Source organism: Bacillus sp. PK6-013 (genome assembly GCF_054161445.1).
The window spans coordinates 4,255,001-4,275,000 of record NZ_CP096417.1; the positions used below are offsets into that span (position 1 = coordinate 4,255,001).

At 46.7% G+C, this 20,000-nt stretch carries 16 protein-coding genes, 1 tRNA gene, 2 rRNA genes, 1 other RNA gene, 1 pseudogene and 1 other annotated feature (2 of these 22 running past the window's edge); of the genes and pseudogenes, 9 read left to right on the forward strand and 12 right to left on the reverse strand.

Annotated elements, in window-relative coordinates:
* The 4 genes from M1E03_RS21470 to tadA all read right to left on the reverse strand — a co-directional run.
* Positions 1-200: the 5' portion of a YbaB/EbfC family nucleoid-associated protein gene (locus tag M1E03_RS21470; protein ID WP_023856408.1), read on the reverse strand. Its footprint begins 124 nt before the window's first position; only the first 200 of its 324 coding nucleotides appear in the window; the start codon lies at positions 198-200; the stop codon falls past the left edge of the window.
* A 26-nt stretch (positions 201-226) separates the two neighbouring features.
* The gene (gene dnaX / locus M1E03_RS21475) at positions 227-1,927 is read right to left on the reverse strand and encodes a DNA polymerase III subunit gamma/tau (protein ID WP_023856409.1); all 1,701 of its coding nucleotides are present in this window, start codon (positions 1,925-1,927) and stop codon (positions 227-229) included.
* A 129-nt stretch (positions 1,928-2,056) separates the two neighbouring features.
* An RNA gene (gene ffs, locus M1E03_RS21480) (signal recognition particle sRNA large type) lies at positions 2,057-2,322 on the reverse strand.
* A 90-nt stretch (positions 2,323-2,412) separates the two neighbouring features.
* Positions 2,413-2,895: a tRNA adenosine(34) deaminase TadA gene (gene tadA / locus M1E03_RS21485; RefSeq protein WP_145654501.1), complete on the reverse strand. Its 483-nt coding sequence runs from the start codon at positions 2,893-2,895 to the stop codon at positions 2,413-2,415.
* 142 nt (positions 2,896-3,037) lie between these two features.
* On the opposite strand from tadA, the gene M1E03_RS21490 reads away from it, so the two are divergent.
* From M1E03_RS21490 to M1E03_RS21505, 4 genes are all read left to right on the forward strand, one after another.
* Positions 3,038-3,526 carry a cysteine hydrolase family protein gene (locus M1E03_RS21490; RefSeq protein WP_229079034.1) on the forward strand — a complete coding sequence of 163 codons (489 nt, stop codon included), beginning with the start codon at positions 3,038-3,040 and terminating at the stop codon, positions 3,524-3,526.
* 36 nt (positions 3,527-3,562) lie between these two features.
* Positions 3,563-4,882 (forward strand): glycoside hydrolase family 18 protein, encoded by a 1,320-nt coding sequence (locus M1E03_RS21495; RefSeq protein WP_031305057.1) that lies wholly within the window; start codon positions 3,563-3,565, stop codon positions 4,880-4,882.
* An 85-nt stretch (positions 4,883-4,967) separates the two neighbouring features.
* The gene (locus tag M1E03_RS21500; protein WP_026579013.1) at positions 4,968-5,591 is read left to right on the forward strand and encodes a deoxynucleoside kinase; all 624 of its coding nucleotides are present in this window, start codon (positions 4,968-4,970) and stop codon (positions 5,589-5,591) included.
* Positions 5,588-6,229: a deoxynucleoside kinase gene (locus M1E03_RS21505; protein WP_020449778.1), complete on the forward strand. Its 642-nt coding sequence runs from the start codon at positions 5,588-5,590 to the stop codon at positions 6,227-6,229. Before M1E03_RS21500 ends, M1E03_RS21505 begins: the two co-directional genes overlap by 4 nt.
* Before the next feature lie 140 nt (positions 6,230-6,369).
* Here the strand turns inward: M1E03_RS21505 and M1E03_RS21510 are convergent.
* A tRNA-Ser gene (locus tag M1E03_RS21510) sits at positions 6,370-6,462 on the reverse strand.
* A 120-nt stretch (positions 6,463-6,582) separates the two neighbouring features.
* On the opposite strand from M1E03_RS21510, the gene M1E03_RS21515 reads away from it, so the two are divergent.
* The 4 genes and pseudogenes from M1E03_RS21515 to M1E03_RS21530 all read left to right on the forward strand — a co-directional run bounded on the left by M1E03_RS21515 (position 6,583) and on the right by M1E03_RS21530 (position 10,705).
* Positions 6,583-7,014: an SMI1/KNR4 family protein gene (locus M1E03_RS21515; protein WP_411221366.1), complete on the forward strand. Its 432-nt coding sequence runs from the start codon at positions 6,583-6,585 to the stop codon at positions 7,012-7,014.
* Positions 7,015-7,043: 29 nt separating this feature from the next.
* Positions 7,044-8,162 carry a CdaR family transcriptional regulator gene (locus tag M1E03_RS21520; protein WP_256164714.1) on the forward strand — a complete coding sequence of 373 codons (1,119 nt, stop codon included), beginning with the start codon at positions 7,044-7,046 and terminating at the stop codon, positions 8,160-8,162.
* Positions 8,163-8,251: 89 nt separating this feature from the next.
* Positions 8,252-9,520, forward strand: coding sequence for a GntP family permease (locus tag M1E03_RS21525; protein ID WP_256164713.1), 1,269 nt, complete (start codon positions 8,252-8,254; stop codon positions 9,518-9,520).
* 15 nt (positions 9,521-9,535) lie between these two features.
* Positions 9,536-10,705: pseudogene (locus tag M1E03_RS21530) on the forward strand (glycerate kinase).
* Here the strand turns inward: M1E03_RS21530 and serS are convergent.
* The 5 genes from serS to guaB form a co-directional block, all read right to left on the reverse strand.
* Positions 10,696-11,973, reverse strand: a complete 1,278-nt coding sequence (gene serS / locus M1E03_RS21535; protein WP_025810897.1) for a serine--tRNA ligase — start codon at positions 11,971-11,973, stop codon at positions 10,696-10,698. The pseudogene M1E03_RS21530 and the gene serS overlap by 10 nt on opposite strands.
* 57 nt (positions 11,974-12,030) lie before the next feature.
* Positions 12,031-12,250, reverse strand: a binding site (T-box leader).
* A 51-nt stretch (positions 12,251-12,301) separates the two neighbouring features.
* Positions 12,302-12,892: a pyridoxal 5'-phosphate synthase glutaminase subunit PdxT gene (gene pdxT, locus M1E03_RS21540; protein ID WP_020449772.1), complete on the reverse strand. Its 591-nt coding sequence runs from the start codon at positions 12,890-12,892 to the stop codon at positions 12,302-12,304.
* A gap of 21 nt (positions 12,893-12,913) precedes the next feature.
* Positions 12,914-13,798 carry a pyridoxal 5'-phosphate synthase lyase subunit PdxS gene (gene pdxS, locus M1E03_RS21545; protein ID WP_020449771.1) on the reverse strand — a complete coding sequence of 295 codons (885 nt, stop codon included), beginning with the start codon at positions 13,796-13,798 and terminating at the stop codon, positions 12,914-12,916.
* A gap of 186 nt (positions 13,799-13,984) precedes the next feature.
* Positions 13,985-15,280, reverse strand: a complete 1,296-nt coding sequence (gene dacA, locus M1E03_RS21550; protein ID WP_396021768.1) for a D-alanyl-D-alanine carboxypeptidase — start codon at positions 15,278-15,280, stop codon at positions 13,985-13,987.
* A 184-nt stretch (positions 15,281-15,464) separates the two neighbouring features.
* Positions 15,465-16,931 carry an IMP dehydrogenase gene (gene guaB / locus M1E03_RS21555; RefSeq protein WP_095293104.1) on the reverse strand — a complete coding sequence of 489 codons (1,467 nt, stop codon included), beginning with the start codon at positions 16,929-16,931 and terminating at the stop codon, positions 15,465-15,467.
* Positions 16,932-17,052: 121 nt separating this feature from the next.
* Here guaB and M1E03_RS21560 point away from each other — a divergent pair, with 121 nt between their 5' ends.
* Positions 17,053-18,030, forward strand: a complete 978-nt coding sequence (locus M1E03_RS21560; RefSeq protein WP_023856419.1) for a YaaC family protein — start codon at positions 17,053-17,055, stop codon at positions 18,028-18,030.
* A 16-nt stretch (positions 18,031-18,046) separates the two neighbouring features.
* On the opposite strand, the gene rrf is transcribed toward M1E03_RS21560, so the two are convergent.
* Positions 18,047-18,162: ribosomal RNA gene (gene rrf / locus M1E03_RS21565) — 5S ribosomal RNA — on the reverse strand.
* 132 nt (positions 18,163-18,294) lie between these two features.
* Positions 18,295-20,000 (reverse strand): 23S ribosomal RNA (locus tag M1E03_RS21570) (it continues 1,224 nt past the right edge of the window).

The following is a 20,000-nucleotide window of genomic DNA, read 5'->3' on the forward strand; positions in this document are numbered from 1 at the left end:
TCTTCAGGGTCTACGACTTCCTCTTTGATGATGACGTCGATGACTTCTTTTTGGCCGTTTACCTTAACAGTCACCATTCCGCCGCCCGCAGTACCTTCGAGTACTTTTTCTGCCAGTTCCTCCTGTGCCTTTTGCATATCCTTTTGCATTTTTTGCATTTGCTTCATCATTTTCTGCATGTTACCCATTCCACCGCGCATACTCAAATCCACTCTCTTTCATGTTTTTATTCTTTAATTTCAATCAGTTCCGCTCCGAACAGTTTTTTAGCTTCTGATACGAGCGGATCTTCTTCTTTCGGTTCATTTGCTTCAGAATCTTCCGGCTGATGATCCTGCAGAAATTCTTCTCTTATTTTACCCCATTGGGCTTCGGGAACGCCAACTATATCTATCCTTCCGCCGAGCATTCCATCCAAAATTTGCTCCAGATTTGTCCTGACTCCATTATTGTCTTCAGCTACCATTTTACAGTGAATTTCGTATTTGAATGCGAGGACAAATGCTTTTGAAGATGCAGCCACCGGCTCGCTGTCATTTAAAAGGGCAGCATGCGATACTTTATTCTGCTGTTTAAGCTGGGCAAGCAATTGTCCCCAGCAGCCCTTCAATTTTTCGAGGTCCGGTCTTGTAGCATCTTTTAATATTTCATGAATACGGCCGACAGGCGCTTTATATGCGCTTTTCACGCTTTTTTGCGGACGGGACGTTTCTTTAGGCTGGGCGGGAGCCGAAGAAACCTGTACACCTTGTGTTTTAAGCTTCTCAATCTCCTGCTCAAGCTGCCGAACCTTGTTGACGAGATTATCCACTTCCGGCTGGGCGGCCGCGGATGCCCCTGCTTTTGGTCCCTGGCAGAGCTTCACAACTGCAACTTCAAAGAAGATACGCGGATGGTTCGTCCATTTCATTTCCTGATGGCTTTTATTTAATATATCGATCATTTCGTAAAGGTCTGGTGCAGGAATTTGCCGGGACAGAGCTTGGAACTCTTCGTCCACCTTCACCTTTTCAAGAACGCCTTCTAAATCAGGCGCCGTTTGATAAAGAAGCATATCCCTGAAGTAGAAAATCATATCCTCGATTAATTTTGCCGGGTCTTTTCCCTGCTGAAGCAGTTCGTTCAATGTTTCCAAAGCACCGGAAACATTTTTTTCGTGGAGGGTTGAGGCGAGCTTTCCAATATAGTGCTGTGACACAGCCCCTGTTATCAGCAGCGCATCATCCACCGTCAGCTCATCTCCGCTGAATGATACAGCCTGATCGAGCAGGCTCAGCGCATCCCTCATGCCGCCGTCGGCGGCACTGGCGATGATGTCTAAGGCGCCATCCTGCACCTTGAACTGTTCAGCTTCGACGATTTTTTCCATTCGTCCGACAATTGCCTGTGAGGTAATCCTCTTAAAATCAAATCGCTGACATCTAGAAATAATCGTTAAAGGAATTTTATGAGGCTCTGTTGTTGCGAGAATAAAGATACAATGTTCCGGCGGCTCTTCAAGCGTTTTTAGAAGGGCGTTGAATGCGCCGATAGAAAGCATATGTACTTCATCTATGATATATACTTTATACGTGACGGCAGACGGGGCAAATTTCACCTTGTCGCGGATGTCGCGTATTTCATCTACACCGTTGTTAGAAGCGGCGTCAATTTCAATTACATCTGAAATCGAACCGTTTGTAATGCCTTTGCACGCGGAGCATTCATTGCACGGTTCACTGACCGGAGCGTGCTCACAGTTGACAGCTTTGGCAAACAGTTTTGCGGCGCTTGTTTTTCCCGTTCCCCTCGGTCCGGAAAACAGATAAGCGTGCGAAAATTTCTTTTGTAAAAGGGCATTTTGCAACGTTTTCGTGATGTGCTCCTGACCGACTACATCTTCAAACAACTGCGGCCTGAACACTCTATATAAAGCCTGGTAACTCACAAACACGCCCTCCTCTTGTTTTCATCATTTCCATTATACATGAAGCAGCTTTCAAATCCAAAAGCTCTTCTTAAGAAAAAAACTCATCTATATTAAAATAGATGAGTTCTTAATTTGATGATTGATTTACCGTGCACCTTCTGTCGATTCGCTACCCTAAGCGTTACTTAAGCAGTTAGCTCAGCCCAGGCAACCCTGCGGCACATGGAAGGTTCCACTTAATGCTGCTTCCTTCCGGACCTGACATGGTTCATGGATTCCCATTGCGCAGGACCCAAGCGTCAACACCACTTGCTTAAGGCAGACCTTAAAGTAAACGAACCTCGAGAAAGGGATTCGGCCTCGCTAGAGCGGATTGCGAGTACAGGGCACCGCTACCTCCCCGCTTAGCACGGCAAAATAAATATCAAATTATTTAAGCTGCGTCTTCATGTGACGCACTCATTAGTATAACTTGTTTCACCCTAAATTGCAAATTTCCGTCATCACAGCTCCCTTTTCTTTTCCACTTTCTTTTTTGCGCGGAGCTTTCTGAAAAAATCGCTTAGCATCCTGCCGCATTCTTCTTCCATTACGCCGCTTACGACTTCAGCCTGATGATTGAATCTCTCTTCCTGCAGGAGATTCATCAAAGTCCCCGCACAGCCGCCTTTCGGATCAGACGCTCCGAACACCACTTTGTCGATTCTGGAGAGAACGGCCGCTCCGGCGCACATCGGACATGGCTCAAGGGTAACGTAAAGAACAGATCTCTCCAGCCGCCAGGTTCCCAGCTTCCGGCATGCCTCTTCAATAACGAGCATCTCTGCGTGGGCAACCGATCTTTGCTCGGTTTCCCGCAAATTATGGGCGCGGGCAATAATTTCGCCATCCAGAACCAGTACGGCGCCAATCGGCACTTCGCCTTTTTCTTCAGCTTTTCTCGCTTCATTGATCGCTTCTTTCATATAAAACTCGTCTTGTGTCATCCGCATGCACTCTTTCAATGTTTTTCACCCGACAGAATAGGCTAACTTATAGTTAAAGGAATATGCAATCTGAAAGGAGACAATCGCATTGTCCAATTCAGCTCTCATTATAGTCGACATCATTAATGATTTTCAATTCGATATGGGTGACGTTCTTTCCAAAAAGACCAGAAACATGACCGAGCATCTTCTGGCATTAAAAGAACACGCAGCCAAAAAGAAATGGCCTATCATATACATTAATGACCATTTTGGAATTTGGCAAGCGGATATTGCTGCCATTATCAAGAAATGCAAAAACGACAGAAGCGAATATATCATCGACCGACTCGCACCGAATAACAACGATTATTTCTTAATCAAACCAAAGCACTCAGCTTTTTACGGCACCGCCCTTGAAACATTGCTGAATGAACTTCATGTGGACCACTTGATCATTACAGGGATCGCAGGCAATATTTGCGTGTTATTTACGGCAAACGACGCTTATATGAGGGAGTACGATATCACGATTCCGCGCGATTGCATTGCCTCAAATAATGAAAAAGACAACAAATATGCGTTGACGATGATGGAAAATGTTCTGTTCGCCAATATTACGACGGCAAAAGAGATCACCGCCGAAACTTGAGCATGAAACACTTCCTTTCTTCATATAGTGGTAGCAATGAGAAAGGAGGCGTTTCCCATTCAGATTTATGTCGTGAAAAGAGGCGATTCCCTTTATCAAATCGCGAATCGCTACCGAACAACAGTTAATGAAATTGTCGCGACGAATGAAATTCCGAACCCGAATCGGCTTGTTGTCGGACAAACTATCGTGATACCGATCGCCGGCGAGTTTTATGAGGTCAGACAAGGAGATACATTAGCATCAATCGGAGCCCGCTTTAATATTTCTCCGGCTGAACTGGCAAGGATCAACCGCATTCAGGTTAGCGCTATTTTGCCTGTCGGGCTGCTGCTTTATATCCCCCCTCGGCCAAAACGGAACATTGAAACAAACGCTTATATCGAACCGCGGGGAGAAAGCGTCAGCCCCGCTCTGCAGCAGGCGGCAAGAGAGGCTTCGCCATACTTGACCTATTTGGGTGCTTTCAGCTTCCAGGCGAAGCGGGACGGCACACTCGAAGAACCGCCGCTGAACAACTTAAAAGAAATTGCAGACAGACATCGGACTACGATGATGATGATCGTCACCAATCTCGAAAATGAAGCTTTCAGCGACGAACTCGGCAGAATCATTTTGACGGACCAGAATGTAAAAAACAGATTGCTTGATAACATTGTTGCAGCCGCCAGAAGATACGGTTTTAAAGACATCCACTTTGATTTTGAATACTTAAGGCCTGAAGACAGAGAAGCCTATAATCAATTTTTACGGGATGCACGGGCCCGCTTCAAACAGGAAGGCTGGTTCATCTCAACCGCGCTTGCGCCTAAAACGAGAGCGGATCAGCCCGGACAATGGTATGAGGCCCATGATTACCGGGCTCACGGAGAGATTGTCGATTTCGTCGTACTGATGACATATGAGTGGGGCTACAGCGGAGGGCCGCCGATGGCGGTATCGCCGATCGGACCCGTACGGGATGTGATCGAATACGCACTCACGGAAATGCCCGCCAGCAAAATCGTCATGGGCCAGAACTTGTACGGTTATGACTGGACGCTCCCCTATACGCCAGGCGGGCAGCTGGCCAGAGCAATCAGTCCCCAGCGGGCAATTGCAATCGCGAGTGAAAACAATGCGGCGATACAGTACGATGAAACAGCCCAGGCTCCTTTCTTCCGCTATACGGACAATGCCGGCAAACAGCATGAGGTATGGTTTGAAGACGCCCGCTCGATTCAGGCAAAGTTTGATCTGATTAGGGAATTGAATTTAAGGGGAATCAGCTATTGGAAGCTCGGCCTGTCCTTCCCGCAAAACTGGCTCTTGATAGCCGATCAATTTAATGTTGTGAAAGAAACGTTCCCAAGTTAAAGGAACGTTTTTTTCATGGCAGAAGATGATGATGTGATACAATATGTATGGTTCACAAATGAATTTCTTTAGTAGGAGGACACCTATGAACACAGCCCCTTTCATCGCTGTCGAAGGCCCCATCGGCGCGGGAAAAACAACCTTGGCCAGCATGCTCTCCGAAAAGCTCTCACTCTCTTTGGTTAAAGAAATCGTCGAAGAAAACCCTTTTCTTGATAAATTTTATGATGACAAAGATGAATGGAGCTTTCAGCTTGAGATGTTTTTCCTCTGCAATCGCTATAAGCAGCTTGAAGATACCGAAAAGAAGTATTTGCATCACCACATACCCGTTGTTTCGGACTATCATATTTATAAAAACCTCATTTTTGCTGAACGGACGCTGGAAGGCAAAAAACTTGAGAAATACAGAAAAATTTATCATCTGCTTACAGAAGATCTGCCAAAACCAAACGTCATCATTTACATAAAAGCAAGCCTTCCGACGTTATTGGAACGGATCAAAAAACGCGGACGGCCGTTTGAACAGGAAATGGACAAGCAATATCTGGAACAGCTCATCAATGATTATGAGGCTGCCATTAAGCAATTTAAAGAATCCGATCCGCCAATACCCGTTATTGAAATTAACGGAGATCAGGAAGACTTCGTGATCTCCGAAGCCGTTTTCAATCGAATTGCCGATCAAGTAAAGGAGTATATAGAATGAGTGTATATGCTATTCCGAAAGATGCTATCATTACTGTTGCCGGAACGGTAGGAGTGGGGAAATCCACATTGACAAAAGAGCTTGCAAAAAGACTCGGATTTAAAACTTCCCTTGAAGAGGTTGTGAACAACCCTTATTTGGAGGCTTTTTACCAAGACTTTGAACGCTGGAGCTTTCACCTGCAAATTTTCTTCTTAGCGGAACGCTTCAAAGAGCAAAAATACATTTACGAATCGGGCGGCGGATTTGTTCAAGACCGTTCAATTTATGAAGATACAGGCATTTTCGCCAAAATGCACGCCGATAAAGGCACAATGTCAAAAGTCGATTATAAGACGTATACAAGCCTGTTTGAAGCGATGGTCATGACGCCTTACTTCCCCCGCCCCGACGTTTTAGTCTATTTGGAGGGCGATTTGGAATCGATTCTCGACCGCATCAAAAAACGCGGACGAGAAATGGAAATGTTAACCGACAGATCGTATTGGGAGGAAATGTACACAAGGTACGAAAACTGGATCAGCGGCTTTAACGCCTGTCCGGTTGTCAGAGTCAATATTGATGAATACGATCTGTTCAACAACTCTGCCTCCCTCGATCCAATCATTGAAAAAATCAGTGAAGCTATTCAAAGATAAACAAGCAAAAAGAGCGGATTCCCATGAAGAGCCGCTCTTTTTTTGCTTGTGCATATAAAAAAAAACCGCTGCCCTATCCAGGCAGCGGCAACACAATCTCCAATTTATGCTTAGTCAATCACTAAAATGCAAATCAATAATGGCGGAGGAAGAGGGATTCGAACCCCCGCGGGCTTTGACACCCCTGTCGGTTTTCAAGACCGATCCCTTCAGCCAGACTTGGGTATTCCTCCGTATCGACAAGAATTAATATAACATGTCCTATCTTTTTAAGTCAAGAGATTTTTTCATAAAAAATTTATTTTATTGTTCACGCTTCTCATTATATGCAAAAATAATGATAAACGCAAAGGGTGATAGCATTGTGGAAACATTTTATAGAACGTTTGCCTCAAGATTACACGCTGAACAGACCTATTGAAACAGAGGAGCTTCAGAAAGCAGAAGAACTCCTCGGCGTCTCTTTTCCAGATGAACTGGTCAGCCTTTTAAAAACGACAGACGGCATTAATGATACATTCGGGGATCATCTCATTTGGCCTGCATACAGAATGATAGAAGAGAATCTAGACATGAGAAGCACTGACTGTTTTAAGCCGTTCGATTGTCTGTTATTTATAGCAGGTGCGGGCAATGGCGATTTATTTGCTTATTCGATTTTTAACGGCTCTATACGGAAAAATGATATTTATGTTTGGAATCATATAGACGACAGCCGAATATGGGCCGCATCTTCTTTAAAACCATTCATGAAAGGCTGGATCGAGGGAACAATCACCATTTAAAACAAGATCTTAGGCAGGAGCATGATGAAATGAATTATCTATCAAAAGAATTGGCGGAGGAAATTGTCGACAGGACCATGTCGATTATTCGGCATAACATTAATATGATGGATGAAAACGGGGTTATCATCGCCTCAGGAGACCGCTCGAGAATTGGTGATGAACACGCCGGAGCGAAGGACGCACTTGCAGCTGAAAGGGTTATCAGCATCTCGCCTGAAGAATGCTCGGCTTTAACGGGAACAAAGCCCGGCGTAAACCTTCCCATCGTATTTCATGATGAAATAATCGGCGTTATTGGAATCACGGGGCCGCCTTCTGAAGTCAGCCGATATGGTGAACTTGTTAAAATGGCAGCAGAGCTGACTGTCGAACAGGCATTTTTAACAAAACAGCTGACATGGGATCAAAGGCTCCGGGAAGAAACGGTCATCCAAATGATTCAGGGGGCCGACCTAGCATCCCTTGACTTCCTTGAACGTGCGGAGCGATTGAATATACCGCTAGACGGCCAGCGTACTTGTCTTGTGTTTGAGCTGCCATCCGCTGATATGAAGCCGGCATTTATTAAAAAACTTGAAAAACATTTAACCGCGAAAGATTTGTACGCCAATATTTCTTTAAAAGAGATCACAGTTATTCTGGCAGGCGCTCCCGCTAAAAGCAGGGCTGATCTCTTTTCATCTTGGAACGGCTGGCTCAGCCAATGGAAAACGGTCAGAGGCGCGCTTGGCGAACAGGCGGATCAGCTTGAGCAGCTGCCATTCTCCTATCAAAGTGCAAAACAAACGCTCAAGATTGCTAAAAACAGCTCTAGTTTATACGATTATCGAGAGTTTGCGATCCCCGTTCTGTTATCAAAAATAGAGCGTCCGGATCAGGAGATTCATTTTCAAAACATCTGGGACCGCCTTTCCCAAGCAGATCAAAAGGGCGAATTAATCCATACCCTCCTCTGCTATATAGAAGAAAATGGCGAAATCGGGGAAACTTCATCAAGACTCTTTATTCACCGCAATACATTAAACTACCGGCTGAGAAAGGTTGAAATAGCGACAGGATGCAATCCAAAACGATTTGACGACCTATTCAAACTGTATACAGCCATTACGCTTTTTTCACCATTTTGTGCAAATGAACAATTTTAATATAGGATAAAGGAACGAAATCCGTATACCTGACCAATTCTCCCTTGTGCAGAAAGCGTTTACAATTGGACGTAAGGGAGGGTATGCAGATGGATATTCAAATCAATGCAATAGGCGCCTTATGCGCATTAGCCATATCAATCTTTCTCATTCTGAAAAAAGTCCCGCCGGCTTACGGCATGATGATCGGCGCATTGGCCGGAGGCTTAATCGGCGGCGCAGATTTAATAGAGACGACGGATTTGATGATAGCGGGTGCTAAAAACATGATTCCTGCTGTACTCCGCATCTTGGCAGCAGGGGTGCTCGCCGGCGTTCTGATTCAATCCGGCTCCGCAGCGGTGATTGCAGAAACCATTGTCAATAAAATTGGAGAAAAAAGAGCGCTGCTTGCTTTAACATTGGCGACAGCCATCTTAACAACGGTCGGCGTATTCGTCGATGTCGCCGTCATCACAGTCGCACCGATCGCCCTTGCGATTGCAAGGCGGACCTTTATCAGCAAAGCGGCCATTCTGTTGGCGATGATCGGCGGAGGAAAAGCGGGCAATATTATGTCGCCAAACCCTAATGCCATTGCTGCTTCAGATGCCTTTCACATCCCTTTGACATCCGTGATGGCCGCCGGGATCATCCCCGCTATATTTGGACTGGGCGCCACTTATTTACTAGCAAAACGCCTTTCAAATAAAGGAACAGGAGTAGCTGCAAATGAGATTGAAACCCAAACGGCTCAACAACTGCCGGCATTTTGGGCGGCGATCAGCGGTCCGATGGTCTCCATCCTGTTGCTCGCCTTAAGGCCCGTGGCAGGTATTACGATTGATCCAATTATCGCTTTGCCGGCGGGAGGCCTCGTCACTGCGATTGCATCGGAACAAGCGGGCAAACTGAAGGATTTTGCCGCTTCAGGATTGTCGAAGATGTCAGGTGTTGCCGTGATGCTGATCGGGACTGGAACGCTTGCGGGAATCATCGCCAACTCCCAACTCAATTCTTTCATTACCGACACCCTTGTCGGCTTGGGTCTGCCGTCGTTTCTCTTAGCTCCCATTTCCGGCATGCTGATGTCGATGGCAACCGCCTCAACAACCGCCGGCACAGCTGTCGCCAGCAGCGTATTCGGCCCGACATTGCTTGATCTTGGCGTCGCCGGCCTCGCAGGTGCGGCAATGATTCACGCCGGAGCAACGGTGCTCGATCACCTGCCTCACGGAAGCTTTTTTCATACGACGGGAGGCAGCGTCTTCATGTCCATGAAAGAACGGTTAAAGCTGATTCCATATGAGTCAGTCATCGGCTTAATCCTAACCATTATCTCAACTTTGATTTTTGGAATTTTTCAATTCTTTATTTAAAAAGGAGCAGGTACCATGAAAATCGTAATCGCACCTGATTCATTTAAAGAAAGCATGACATCGCTTGAGGCGGCTAAAAGCATTGAAAAAGGCTTTAAAGCGGTTCTGCCTGACGCCGAATACGTCAACATTCCGGTTGCTGATGGAGGCGAAGGAACCGTTCAAGCTCTGATTGACGCCACCGGAGGAGACATCGTACAGCAAACAGTCACAGGCCCTCTCGGGAAGCCGGTAAAGGCGGCTTACGGCCTGCTTGGCGACGGAAAAACGGCTGTCATCGAAATGGCTGAAGCGTCAGGCCTTCACCTCGTGCCCCCTGAACAGCGGAATCCCCTGTTAACGACAACGAGAGGAACCGGAGAACTGATTCTCAATGCTGCGAAAAAAGGGGTGTCCAACATCATCATCGGACTCGGCGGAAGTGCGACAAATGACGGCGGAGCGGGAATGGCTGCAGCACTGGGTGTGAAGTTTCTAAACCGCAATGGAGAAGAGATTGAAAATGGGGGCGGTGCATTAGCTGAGATTGCCAAGATCGATGTGAGCGGCCTCAATCCTCAGTTAAAGCATATCCACTTTGAAGCCGCCTGTGATGTCGATAATCCTCTTACGGGACCTCGCGGAGCCTCCGCCGTATTTGGGCCGCAAAAAGGGGCGAACAGTGAAATGACTGCTCTTTTGGATCAAAACTTAAAACATTATGCTGCTGCAGTCAAAGCAGAGCTGGGGTGCGAAATCGATTCAATTCCGGGAGCAGGAGCGGCCGGAGGATTAGGAGCAGGCCTCTGTGCCTTTTTAAAAGCGGAATTAAAAAGCGGAGTTGACATTGTTTTAGATACTTTGTCTTTTTCCGAACGTATTAAAGGAGCCGATCTTGTCATTACGGGTGAGGGAAAAATAGACGGCCAAACAGTCAGCGGAAAAAACGCCAGCCGGCGTCGCAAAACGCGCCTGCAGCGAGAATATCCCCGTTATTGCATTTGCCGGATCGCTCGGTGAAGGCTGCGAGCTTGTTTATGATATCGGCATTTCCGCTCTCTTTTCGATTGTGCCAGGGATCAGCTCCTTGGAAAACGCCCTTGCCGATGGAAGTTCAAATCTTACGCGCTGTGCCCGAAATGTAGCCGCCGTCTGGTCTCTCGCATAAAAAAAGCGCGCCTCTTGGCGCGCACTTTTTATGGTTGAATAACATCTCTGTTCCCCATGTATGGACGAAGCGCTTTAGGAATGATGACGCTCCCGTCCTCCTGCTGGTAATTTTCCAATAATGCGGCAACCGTTCTGCCGACAGCCAAGCCGGAGCCGTTTAACGTATGGACATGCTCAGGCTTTCCTTTTGCTTCCCTTCTGAATCTGATATTCGCCCGTCTCGCCTGGAAAGCTTCGAAGTTACTGCAAGATGAAATTTCACGATATGTGTTTTGGCTTGGAATCCATACTTCGATATCGTATTTTTTCGCAGCGGTAAATCCTAGATCGCCCGTACACATGCTCATCACACGATAAGGAAGCTCAAGCAGCTGAAGAACTTTCTCCGCTTGATTTGTCAGCTTTTCAAGCTCTTCATATGAATCCTCAGGCTTCACGAATTTCACCAGTTCAACCTTGTTAAATTGGTGCTGGCGAATCAAACCGCGCGTATCACGGCCAGCTGAGCCTGCTTCTGAACGGAAGCACGCACTGAACGCCGCATAATTGATCGGCAACTCGGCAGCTGACAAAATTTCATCGCGATGCAGGTTCGTAATTGGCACTTCTGCCGTCGGAATTAAGAAATAATCTTCTTCCCTGATTTTAAAGGCATCTTCCTCAAATTTCGGCAGCTGTCCGGTGCCTGTCATGCTTGCGCGGTTCACCATGTACGGCGGGATGACTTCCGTATAGCCGTACTCGTCTACGTGAAGATCAAGCATAAAGTTATACAATGCCCGTTCAAGTCTGGCGCCTAGCCCTTTATAGAAAACGAAACGGCTTCCCGTAACCTTGCCTGCCCGCTCAAAATCAAGAATATCCAACTGATCGGCAATATCCCAATGAGGCTTCGGCTCAAATGAAAATCCGGGGAGTTCGCCCCATTTGCGAACTTCCACGTTGTCGTCTTCAGTCTCACCGACCGGAACAGACTCATGGGGGATATTCGGGATAGACAGCATGATTTTATCAAGTGAAGATTCGACCGTTCTCAGCTCTTCATCAAGTTTTTTAATGTCTTCACCGACTTCGCGCATTTCTTTAATGAGGTGGTCAGCATCTTTTTTCTCGCGCTTTAAAGCGGCAACCTGCTGAGATACCTCATTGCGCTTTCCTTTCAGCTCTTCCACTTTGACGATCAATTCTCTTCTCTTTGTATCCAATTCCTCAAATTGATCAAAATCTGATAAATCTTCTCCTCTGTGGGCAAGCTTTTGTTTGATTTCCTCCAAATTTGCCCGCAGCAGTTTGATATCAAGCATCTGCCTCGCTCCTTTTATACTGATTTGACCGAAAAAAAGAGCCCTTGTCCCCTAAATATAAGGGACGAGAGCTCTCGCGTTGCCACCCTGATTGAAAACAGGCGTCTTCCTCCTGTTTTCCGCTTCATTTTGATAACGGTTCTCCCGTAAATGCCTACTTTGACTGTTCAGCATTTCGCTCAAGGATGGATTCGGACAGCATCTTTCGCCGATTCGCACCAACCATCGGCTCTCTTGGAAAGAGAGGCTTCCTACTGCTTCCTATCAACGCTTTTCGATCTATATTGTCTTATAAATGTACTACAAGTTTTAACAGCTTTCAACCGTTTTATACGACGGCTTCCTGTTTATGCTTTTCCGCCATCTCGACAAATAATTTCGTCATTCTATGGTCATCCGTCAGTTCAGGGTGGAAAGAACAGCCGAGCAGATTTCCTTGTTTGGCAGCGACGATTCTACCGTTGTGCTCCGAAAGCACTTCCACATCTGCGCCCGCTTCCAAAATGTGCGGAGCGCGGATAAATACGCCTGTAAACGGTTCGTCAAGTCCTTTAACGGTTAAATCCGCTTCAAAGCTGTCCACTTGTCTTCCAAAGGAATTCCGTTCGACGGTTACATCCAGAACACCAAGATGGGCATCATTCGCTCCGGCGATATTCTTCGCCAGGATAATCAGCCCAGCACAAGTTCCAAATACCGGCTTTCCGGATGCGGCAAACTCCTGAAGGGGCTTCATAAACTGATACGTATCGATGAGGCGCCTCATCGTCGTGCTTTCCCCTCCCGGCAAAATCAAACCGTCGATTTCCTTTAACTCTTCCGGCCACTTAATGATTTTTCCGGCTGCTCCGCATGCTTCAATTGAGCGAATATGTTCTCTTACTGCTCCCTGAAGTCCAAGTACACCAATTGTCAGCATGTCAATCCGTCTCCTTCGTGTTTACCAGCCGCGCTCTTGCATACGCTGTTCTGGCAGCAGATTTGAGATTTCAATCCCTTTCATCGCAGTTCCAAGCTCTTTTGATAGCTCGGCAATCAGTTTGTAATCCGTGTAATGCGTCGTCGCTTCAACGATTGCTTTCGCGAATTTAGCAGGGTTGTCGGATTTAAAAATACCGGACCCTACGAATACGCCGTCAGCGCCAAGCTGCATCATTAAAGCAGCATCAGCAGGTGTTGCCACACCGCCGGCAGCAAAGTTTACAACAGGAAGGCGTCCTTCGGCTTTAATTTCCTTCAACAGCTCATACGGAGCGCCGAGGTTTTTCGCTTCTGTCATCAGTTCGTCATCGCTCATGCCGACTACTTTGCGCACTTGAGCATTCACCTTTCTCATATGGCGGACAGCTTCCACAATATTGCCCGTACCAGGTTCGCCTTTCGTACGAAGCATTGAAGCTCCTTCTGCGATCCGGCGCGTCGCTTCTCCGAGGTCGCGGCATCCGCATACAAATGGAACGGTAAATTCGTTTTTATTTAAATGAAATTCTTCATCCGCAGGAGTCAAAACTTCACTTTCATCAATATAGTCAACGCCGAGCGCTTCAAGAACACGCGCTTCAACGATATGCCCGATGCGGGCTTTCGCCATAACCGGGATTGAAACAGCGTTCATCACTTCTTCGACAATTGTCGGATCTGCCATGCGGGCAACTCCGCCTGCCGCACGGATATCAGCCGGAACGCGCTCCAGCGCCATGACTGCGACGGCTCCTGCTTCTTCTGCGATTTTTGCTTGTTCGGCATTGACAACGTCCATAATGACGCCGCCTTTCTGCATTTCTGCCATACCGCGTTTTACGCGATCAGTACCTGTTTGAGCCATTTCAAGGATCCCCCTAATCAAAGATTGAATTGTCAGATTTAATCCTATTGTATCCTATAATTCCACAAAATCATATGAAAAACACGAAGATTATTTCTATTTTAATAACAAATTGTTAGGATTGTAAATGGTAATTCTATCTGAATATGACAATAAAGAGCCCTATCAGATAGAGCCCTTTATTGATTAAAACCAGCCGGTTACCATTTCAACAATGCTGTTCCAAATACCGGCAAAAAAGCCGCCGATGCTTCTCATCGTTAAAATAAACCAATTTGCTTTCTCATCATCTTCTTTTGTCACGAGGTTTACACCTGATACATCGCTGCCGAGAAATCCGTAGTCCTTTTCTTCTCCCTTATAGGAGGCCGTCAAGGTACCGACTTTCTCACCTTTTTTAACAGGTGCGGTCAGCTCGTCTTTGTTCAGCGTCACTTTCGCCTTGTAATTCTTTTCTTCACCGTTCTTCACAGGCATTGAAAAGGCTTTTTCCGTTACGACGCCGACTTCAGTTTCTTTCCCTTTGTCGACTGCGACCGTTTCGTTGCCTTTCACTTGTGCGCCTTTTGCGTAAAACTCTTTCATCGTGAAGTTATCAAATGCATAATCAAGCATTTTTTTCGTTTCTTTAAATCGTCCCGTATGAAGGTCGCCTTTCGCATTCATAACGACGGAAATCACTCTCATGCCGTTTCTTTCGGCAGTAGCCGTAAAGCATGATCCGGCAGAGTCCGTTGAGCCGGTTTTCAGCCCGTCCACACCTTTATATTCCTGAACTAGGCCTTTCAGCATAAAGTTCCAGTTCGGCATGTCCATTTCATCGTCTGTGCCTTTTCTGAACTTCGTTTTGGCAATGCTCGCCGTATCGAGGATTTCAGGATAATCGCTTACTAAATGATCGGCAAGGAGCGCCATGTCTCTCGCAGATACTTCATTTTCTTCATTGGCATTTGTTCCGCTCGGATGTTTGCCGTGAAGATCCTTGTTTTCCAAACCTGTAGCATTCACAAATTTGAAATCTTTCATTCCAAGCTCTTTGGCTTTTTTATTCATTAACTCTACGAACTTTGATTCAGAACCGGCAACGATTTCAGAAAGTGCAATAGCCGCCGCGTTTGCAGAGTAAATTGCAGTCGCCTGATAAAGCTCTTTTACAGTGTATGATCCGTCTTTACGAAGAGGAACATTCGATAATGAACGATCTTGGGAAATCTCGTATACATAATCGTCAGGCGTGTACTTCTGATCCCATTTCACTTTGCCTTCGTGAATCGCTTCCAACAGAAGATACTCCGTCATCATTTTGGCCATGCTGGCAACAGGAAGACGCTGATCGGCATTTTTGCTGTACAAAATTTTCCCCGATGAAGCTTCCACCAAGATTGCTGCTTTCGCGTCTACATTAATTGGATCATTTGCGGCTTTTGCTGTCGACATAGGAGAAAATGCACCTACAGTCACGGCAAAAGCAACGATCAACATGATCAGCTGCTTTATTCTCTTGCTTTTCAAATCGTGATACCTCCGCTTTTCATCAGACTAATAATCTATATCAAAGCCTTTTAAGACATTTTTCAAACACAACATTATAAATTTTATCATAAGGAAGCAAAAAAAAATAGACAGAGTATTACTCTGTCTACGGTTTAATTTTTGTCATATTTGATTAGGAAATGGTATAGTTAGGCGATTCTTTGGTAATTTGTACATCGTGAGGATGGCTTTCCCGCAGGCCTGCGCCTGTCATGCGGATGAACTGCGCATCTTCCCTCAGTGCGTGCAAATCTTTTGTTCCGCAGTACCCCATGCCGGATTTCAAACCGCCGACAAGCTGATAAACTGTGTCAGCAACCGGACCTTTATAAGGCGTACGGCCCTCAATGCCTTCCGGAACGAATTTTTTGTTTTCCTCTTGGAAGTAGCGGTCTTTGCTTCCTTTTTCCATTGCCGCCACTGAACCCATACCGCGATAAACTTTAAAGCGTCTGCCTTGGTAGATTTCAGTCTCGCCTGGGCTTTCGGATGTTCCGGCAAGAAGGCTTCCAAGCATGACGGCATGTCCGCCGGCAGCCAAGGCTTTGACGATATCTCCGGAAAACTTGATGCCGCCGTCTGCAATAATCGCCGCACCGTGTTTTCTTGCTTCAGTCGCACAATCGTAAATCGCTGTCACTTGCGGAACACCGACACCGGCCACTACGCGGGTTGTACAAATAGAACCCGGTCCGATACCGACTTTAACTACATTTGCTCCGGCTTCGATAAGCGCTTTTGTTCCTTCGGCAGTTGCGACGTTGCCGGCAATGATATTTAATTCAGGATAAGTGTCGCGGATTTTCTTAACGGTATCCAAGACACCTTGTGAATGGCCGTGCGCGGTATCAACGACGATCACATCGACATTGGCTTCCACAAGCTTTCTGACGCGTGTCATTGTGTCGCCTGTTACACCAACCGCTGCTCCAACCAATAGGCGGCCGTGAACATCTTTCGCTGAATTCGGGAATTCGATTACTTTTTCAATGTCTTTAATCGTAATAAGCCCTTTTAAAACACCTTGATCATCTAAAAGAGGGAGTTTTTCGATCTTGTATTTTTGAAGAATTTTTTCCGCTTCATCCAGGGTTGTACCAACAGGAGCCGTAACAAGCTCTTCTTTTGTCATAACATCGCTGATTTTCATGGAGTAATCAGAAATAAATCGCAGATCACGGTTTGTGATAATTCCAACCAGCTTCTGATCCTCTTCATTGTCAACAATCGGAACACCGGAAATTCTGTATTTGCCCATCAAATGTTCTGCATCAAAAACTTGGTGCTCTGGCGTCAGGAAAAACGGATTTGTAATGACGCCCCGCTCTGAACGTTTGACTTTGTCAACCTGCTCAGCCTGCTGTTCAATCGACATGTTTTTGTGGATAATGCCCAATCCGCCCTGCCGTGCCATCGCGATGGCCATTTGAGCTTCTGTCACTGTATCCATGCCTGCACTAATAATTGGAACATTCAGCTTAAGGGACGATGTAAGCTCAACCGATAAATCCACGTCACGCGGAAGTACCTCCGATTTAGCCGGAACGAGCAATACATCATCAAATGTTAAGCCTTCTTTCGAAAATTTGCTTTCCCACATTAGTAAATCCCCCTCTTTTCGGCAAAATATTATATGTAGATTATCAACTTGAATACCCACTGTCAAGAAAGCGAGAAACAGTTGTAATTTTTAGAAAATAACCATAAGGGAAGTGGAGTACATGCAAGATAAAGGATGGAAGGATTTAAAGCTGTTTTATTCGGTCGAAACAGCCCAGCATTTTCTTGAAATGGTATATAAAAATCAAGGAATGGAAGATGCCAAAAAAAACTCTTATAAAAACGGAGAGCGGTTTATTTTTTTTCTTAAGCATGCAGAAGCTTTTTACAAGCAAGCTAAAATCGCTACGTTAGAAATAAAACCCATTTTATTATTTTACGGCATGGCACAGCTATTGAAAGCCTGCCTGTTAACGACAGATCCTTCCTATCCCAGCCATACTTCAGTGCTTGCTCATGGCGTGACCACAAGAAAACGAAAAAAACAAAATTACCGCTTTTATGAAGATGAAGTGAAAATCCAAAGGAACGGCCTATGTATGCACGTGATCAGATCCCTTTTCCAATTATCCGGATTGGAAGATGAACGATTCAATATGAAACAGCTTTTGGCGAAAATTCCGGAGATCAATAAAGTGCTGGCATTTCAAAGAAAACCAAATCCGATTGTAAAAGCAGCCGTCGAAGACCGGCTAATTGAGCTGCCTGGCGAGACACCCAATGCTTACAATATGTCATCAAAGCGTTTCATCGAACATATCGAATACCATTTAAACTGGTCTTTCTGCCGTGAGGAAAAAGAGGGAATCGTTTTTTCTGCCGCTCATAAAGAATGCCGTCCCAGCACTTCGACCACGTTGCTTTATGATTTGGAGCAAGACGGATACTATTTCCCGGCTGAACGAGATCATTTTTTAAAGCTCCCGGAAATATTGGCGCATTACTTGGTTGCGTACAATTTAAGCATGATTGCCAGGTATGAAACTGAATGGTGGTATGACCTTCTTCTTCAAAGTGCTAGCGATGATTATGTCATCATCCAGCATTTTTTACATATAGTCGAGTCAAAGTTCCCCTATTATATCGCTGAACTGCTTCTTCAAAAAAAGGAAAACAACAAAAAAGACCAGCTTATATAAGCTGGTCTTTTTAAGTGCTTGGCGGCGTCCTACTCTCACAGGGGGAAACCCCCAACTACCATCGGCGCTGAAGAGCTTAACTTCCGTGTTCGGCATGGGAACGGGTGTGACCTCTTCGCTATCGCCACCAAACTATTGCCTTCAGGATGAAGGTACTGGGCGTTCCTCACAGGATGTGAGGGCCTTTAGCCGAGTTTCCTTGCCTTTGGCTTTTGAGAGGCATTCTCTCAAAACTAGATAACGGTCAGACAATTCACAAACATTTAGGTTAAGTCCTCGATCGATTAGTATCTGTCAGCTCCATGTGTCGCCACACTTCCACCTCAGACCTATCAACCTGATCATCTTTCAGGGATCTTACTTCCTTGCGGAATGGGAAATCTCATCTTGAGGGGGGCTTCATGCTTAGATGCTTTCAGCACTTATCCCGTCCGCACATAGCTACCCAGCGATGCCCTTGGCAGAACAACTGGTACACCAGCGGTGCGTCCATCCCGGTCCTCTCGTACTAAGGACAGCTCCTCTCAAATTTCCTGCGCCCGCGACGGATAGGGACCGAACTGTCTCACGACGTTCTGAACCCAGCTCGCGTACCGCTTTAATGGGCGAACAGCCCAACCCTTGGGACCGACTACAGCCCCAGGATGCGATGAGCCGACATCGAGGTGCCAAACCTCCCCGTCGATGTGGACTCTTGGGGGAGATAAGCCTGTTATCCCCGGGGTAGCTTTTATCCGTTGAGCGATGGCCCTTCCATGCGGAACCACCGGATCACTAAGCCCGACTTTCGTCCCTGCTCGACTTGTAGGTCTCGCAGTCAAGCTCCCTTGTGCCTTTACACTCTGCGAATGATTTCCAACCATTCTGAGGGAACCTTTGGGCGCCTCCGTTACCTTTTAGGAGGCGACCGCCCCAGTCAAACTGCCCACCTGACACTGTCTCCCCGCCCGATAAGGGCGGCGGGTTAGAAGGTCAATACAGCCAGGGTAGTATCCCACCGATGCCTCCACCGAAGCTGGCGCTCCGGTTTCCAAGGCTCCTACCTATCCTGTACAAGCTGTACCAACATTCAATATCAGGCTGCAGTAAAGCTCCACGGGGTCTTTCCGTCCTGTCGCGGGTAACCTGCATCTTCACAGGTACTATAATTTCACCGAGTCTCTCGTTGAGACAGTGCCCAGATCGTTGCGCCTTTCGTGCGGGTCGGAACTTACCCGACAAGGAATTTCGCTACCTTAGGACCGTTATAGTTACGGCCGCCGTTTACTGGGGCTTCAATTCGCACCTTCGCTTACGCTAAGCGCTCCTCTTAACCTTCCAGCACCGGGCAGGCGTCAGCCCCTATACTTCGCCTTACGGCTTCGCAGAGACCTGTGTTTTTGCTAAACAGTCGCCTGGGCCTATTCACTGCGGCTCTCTCGGGCTTGCACCCTAACAGAGCACCCCTTCTCCCGAAGTTACGGGGTCATTTTGCCGAGTTCCTTAACGAGAGTTCTCTCGATCACCTTAGGATTCTCTCCTCGCCTACCTGTGTCGGTTTGCGGTACGGGCACCTCTCACCTCGCTAGAGGCTTTTCTTGGCAGTGTGGAATCAGGAACTTCGCTACTATATTTCGCTCGCCATCACAGCTCAGCCTTACGGGAAACGGATTTGCCTATTTCCCAGCCTAACTGCTTGGACGCGGATATCCAATACCGCGCTTACCCTATCCTCCTGCGTCCCCCCATTGCTCAAATGGTGAGGAGGTGGTACAGGAATATCAACCTGTTGTCCATCGCCTACGCCTTTCGGCCTCGGCTTAGGTCCCGACTAACCCTGAGCGGACGAGCCTTCCTCAGGAAACCTTAGGCATTCGGTGGAGGGGATTCTCACCCCTCTTTCGCTACTCATACCGGCATTCTCACTTCTAAGCGCTCCACGAGTCCTTCCGGTCTCGCTTCACAGCCCTTAGAACGCTCTCCTACCACTG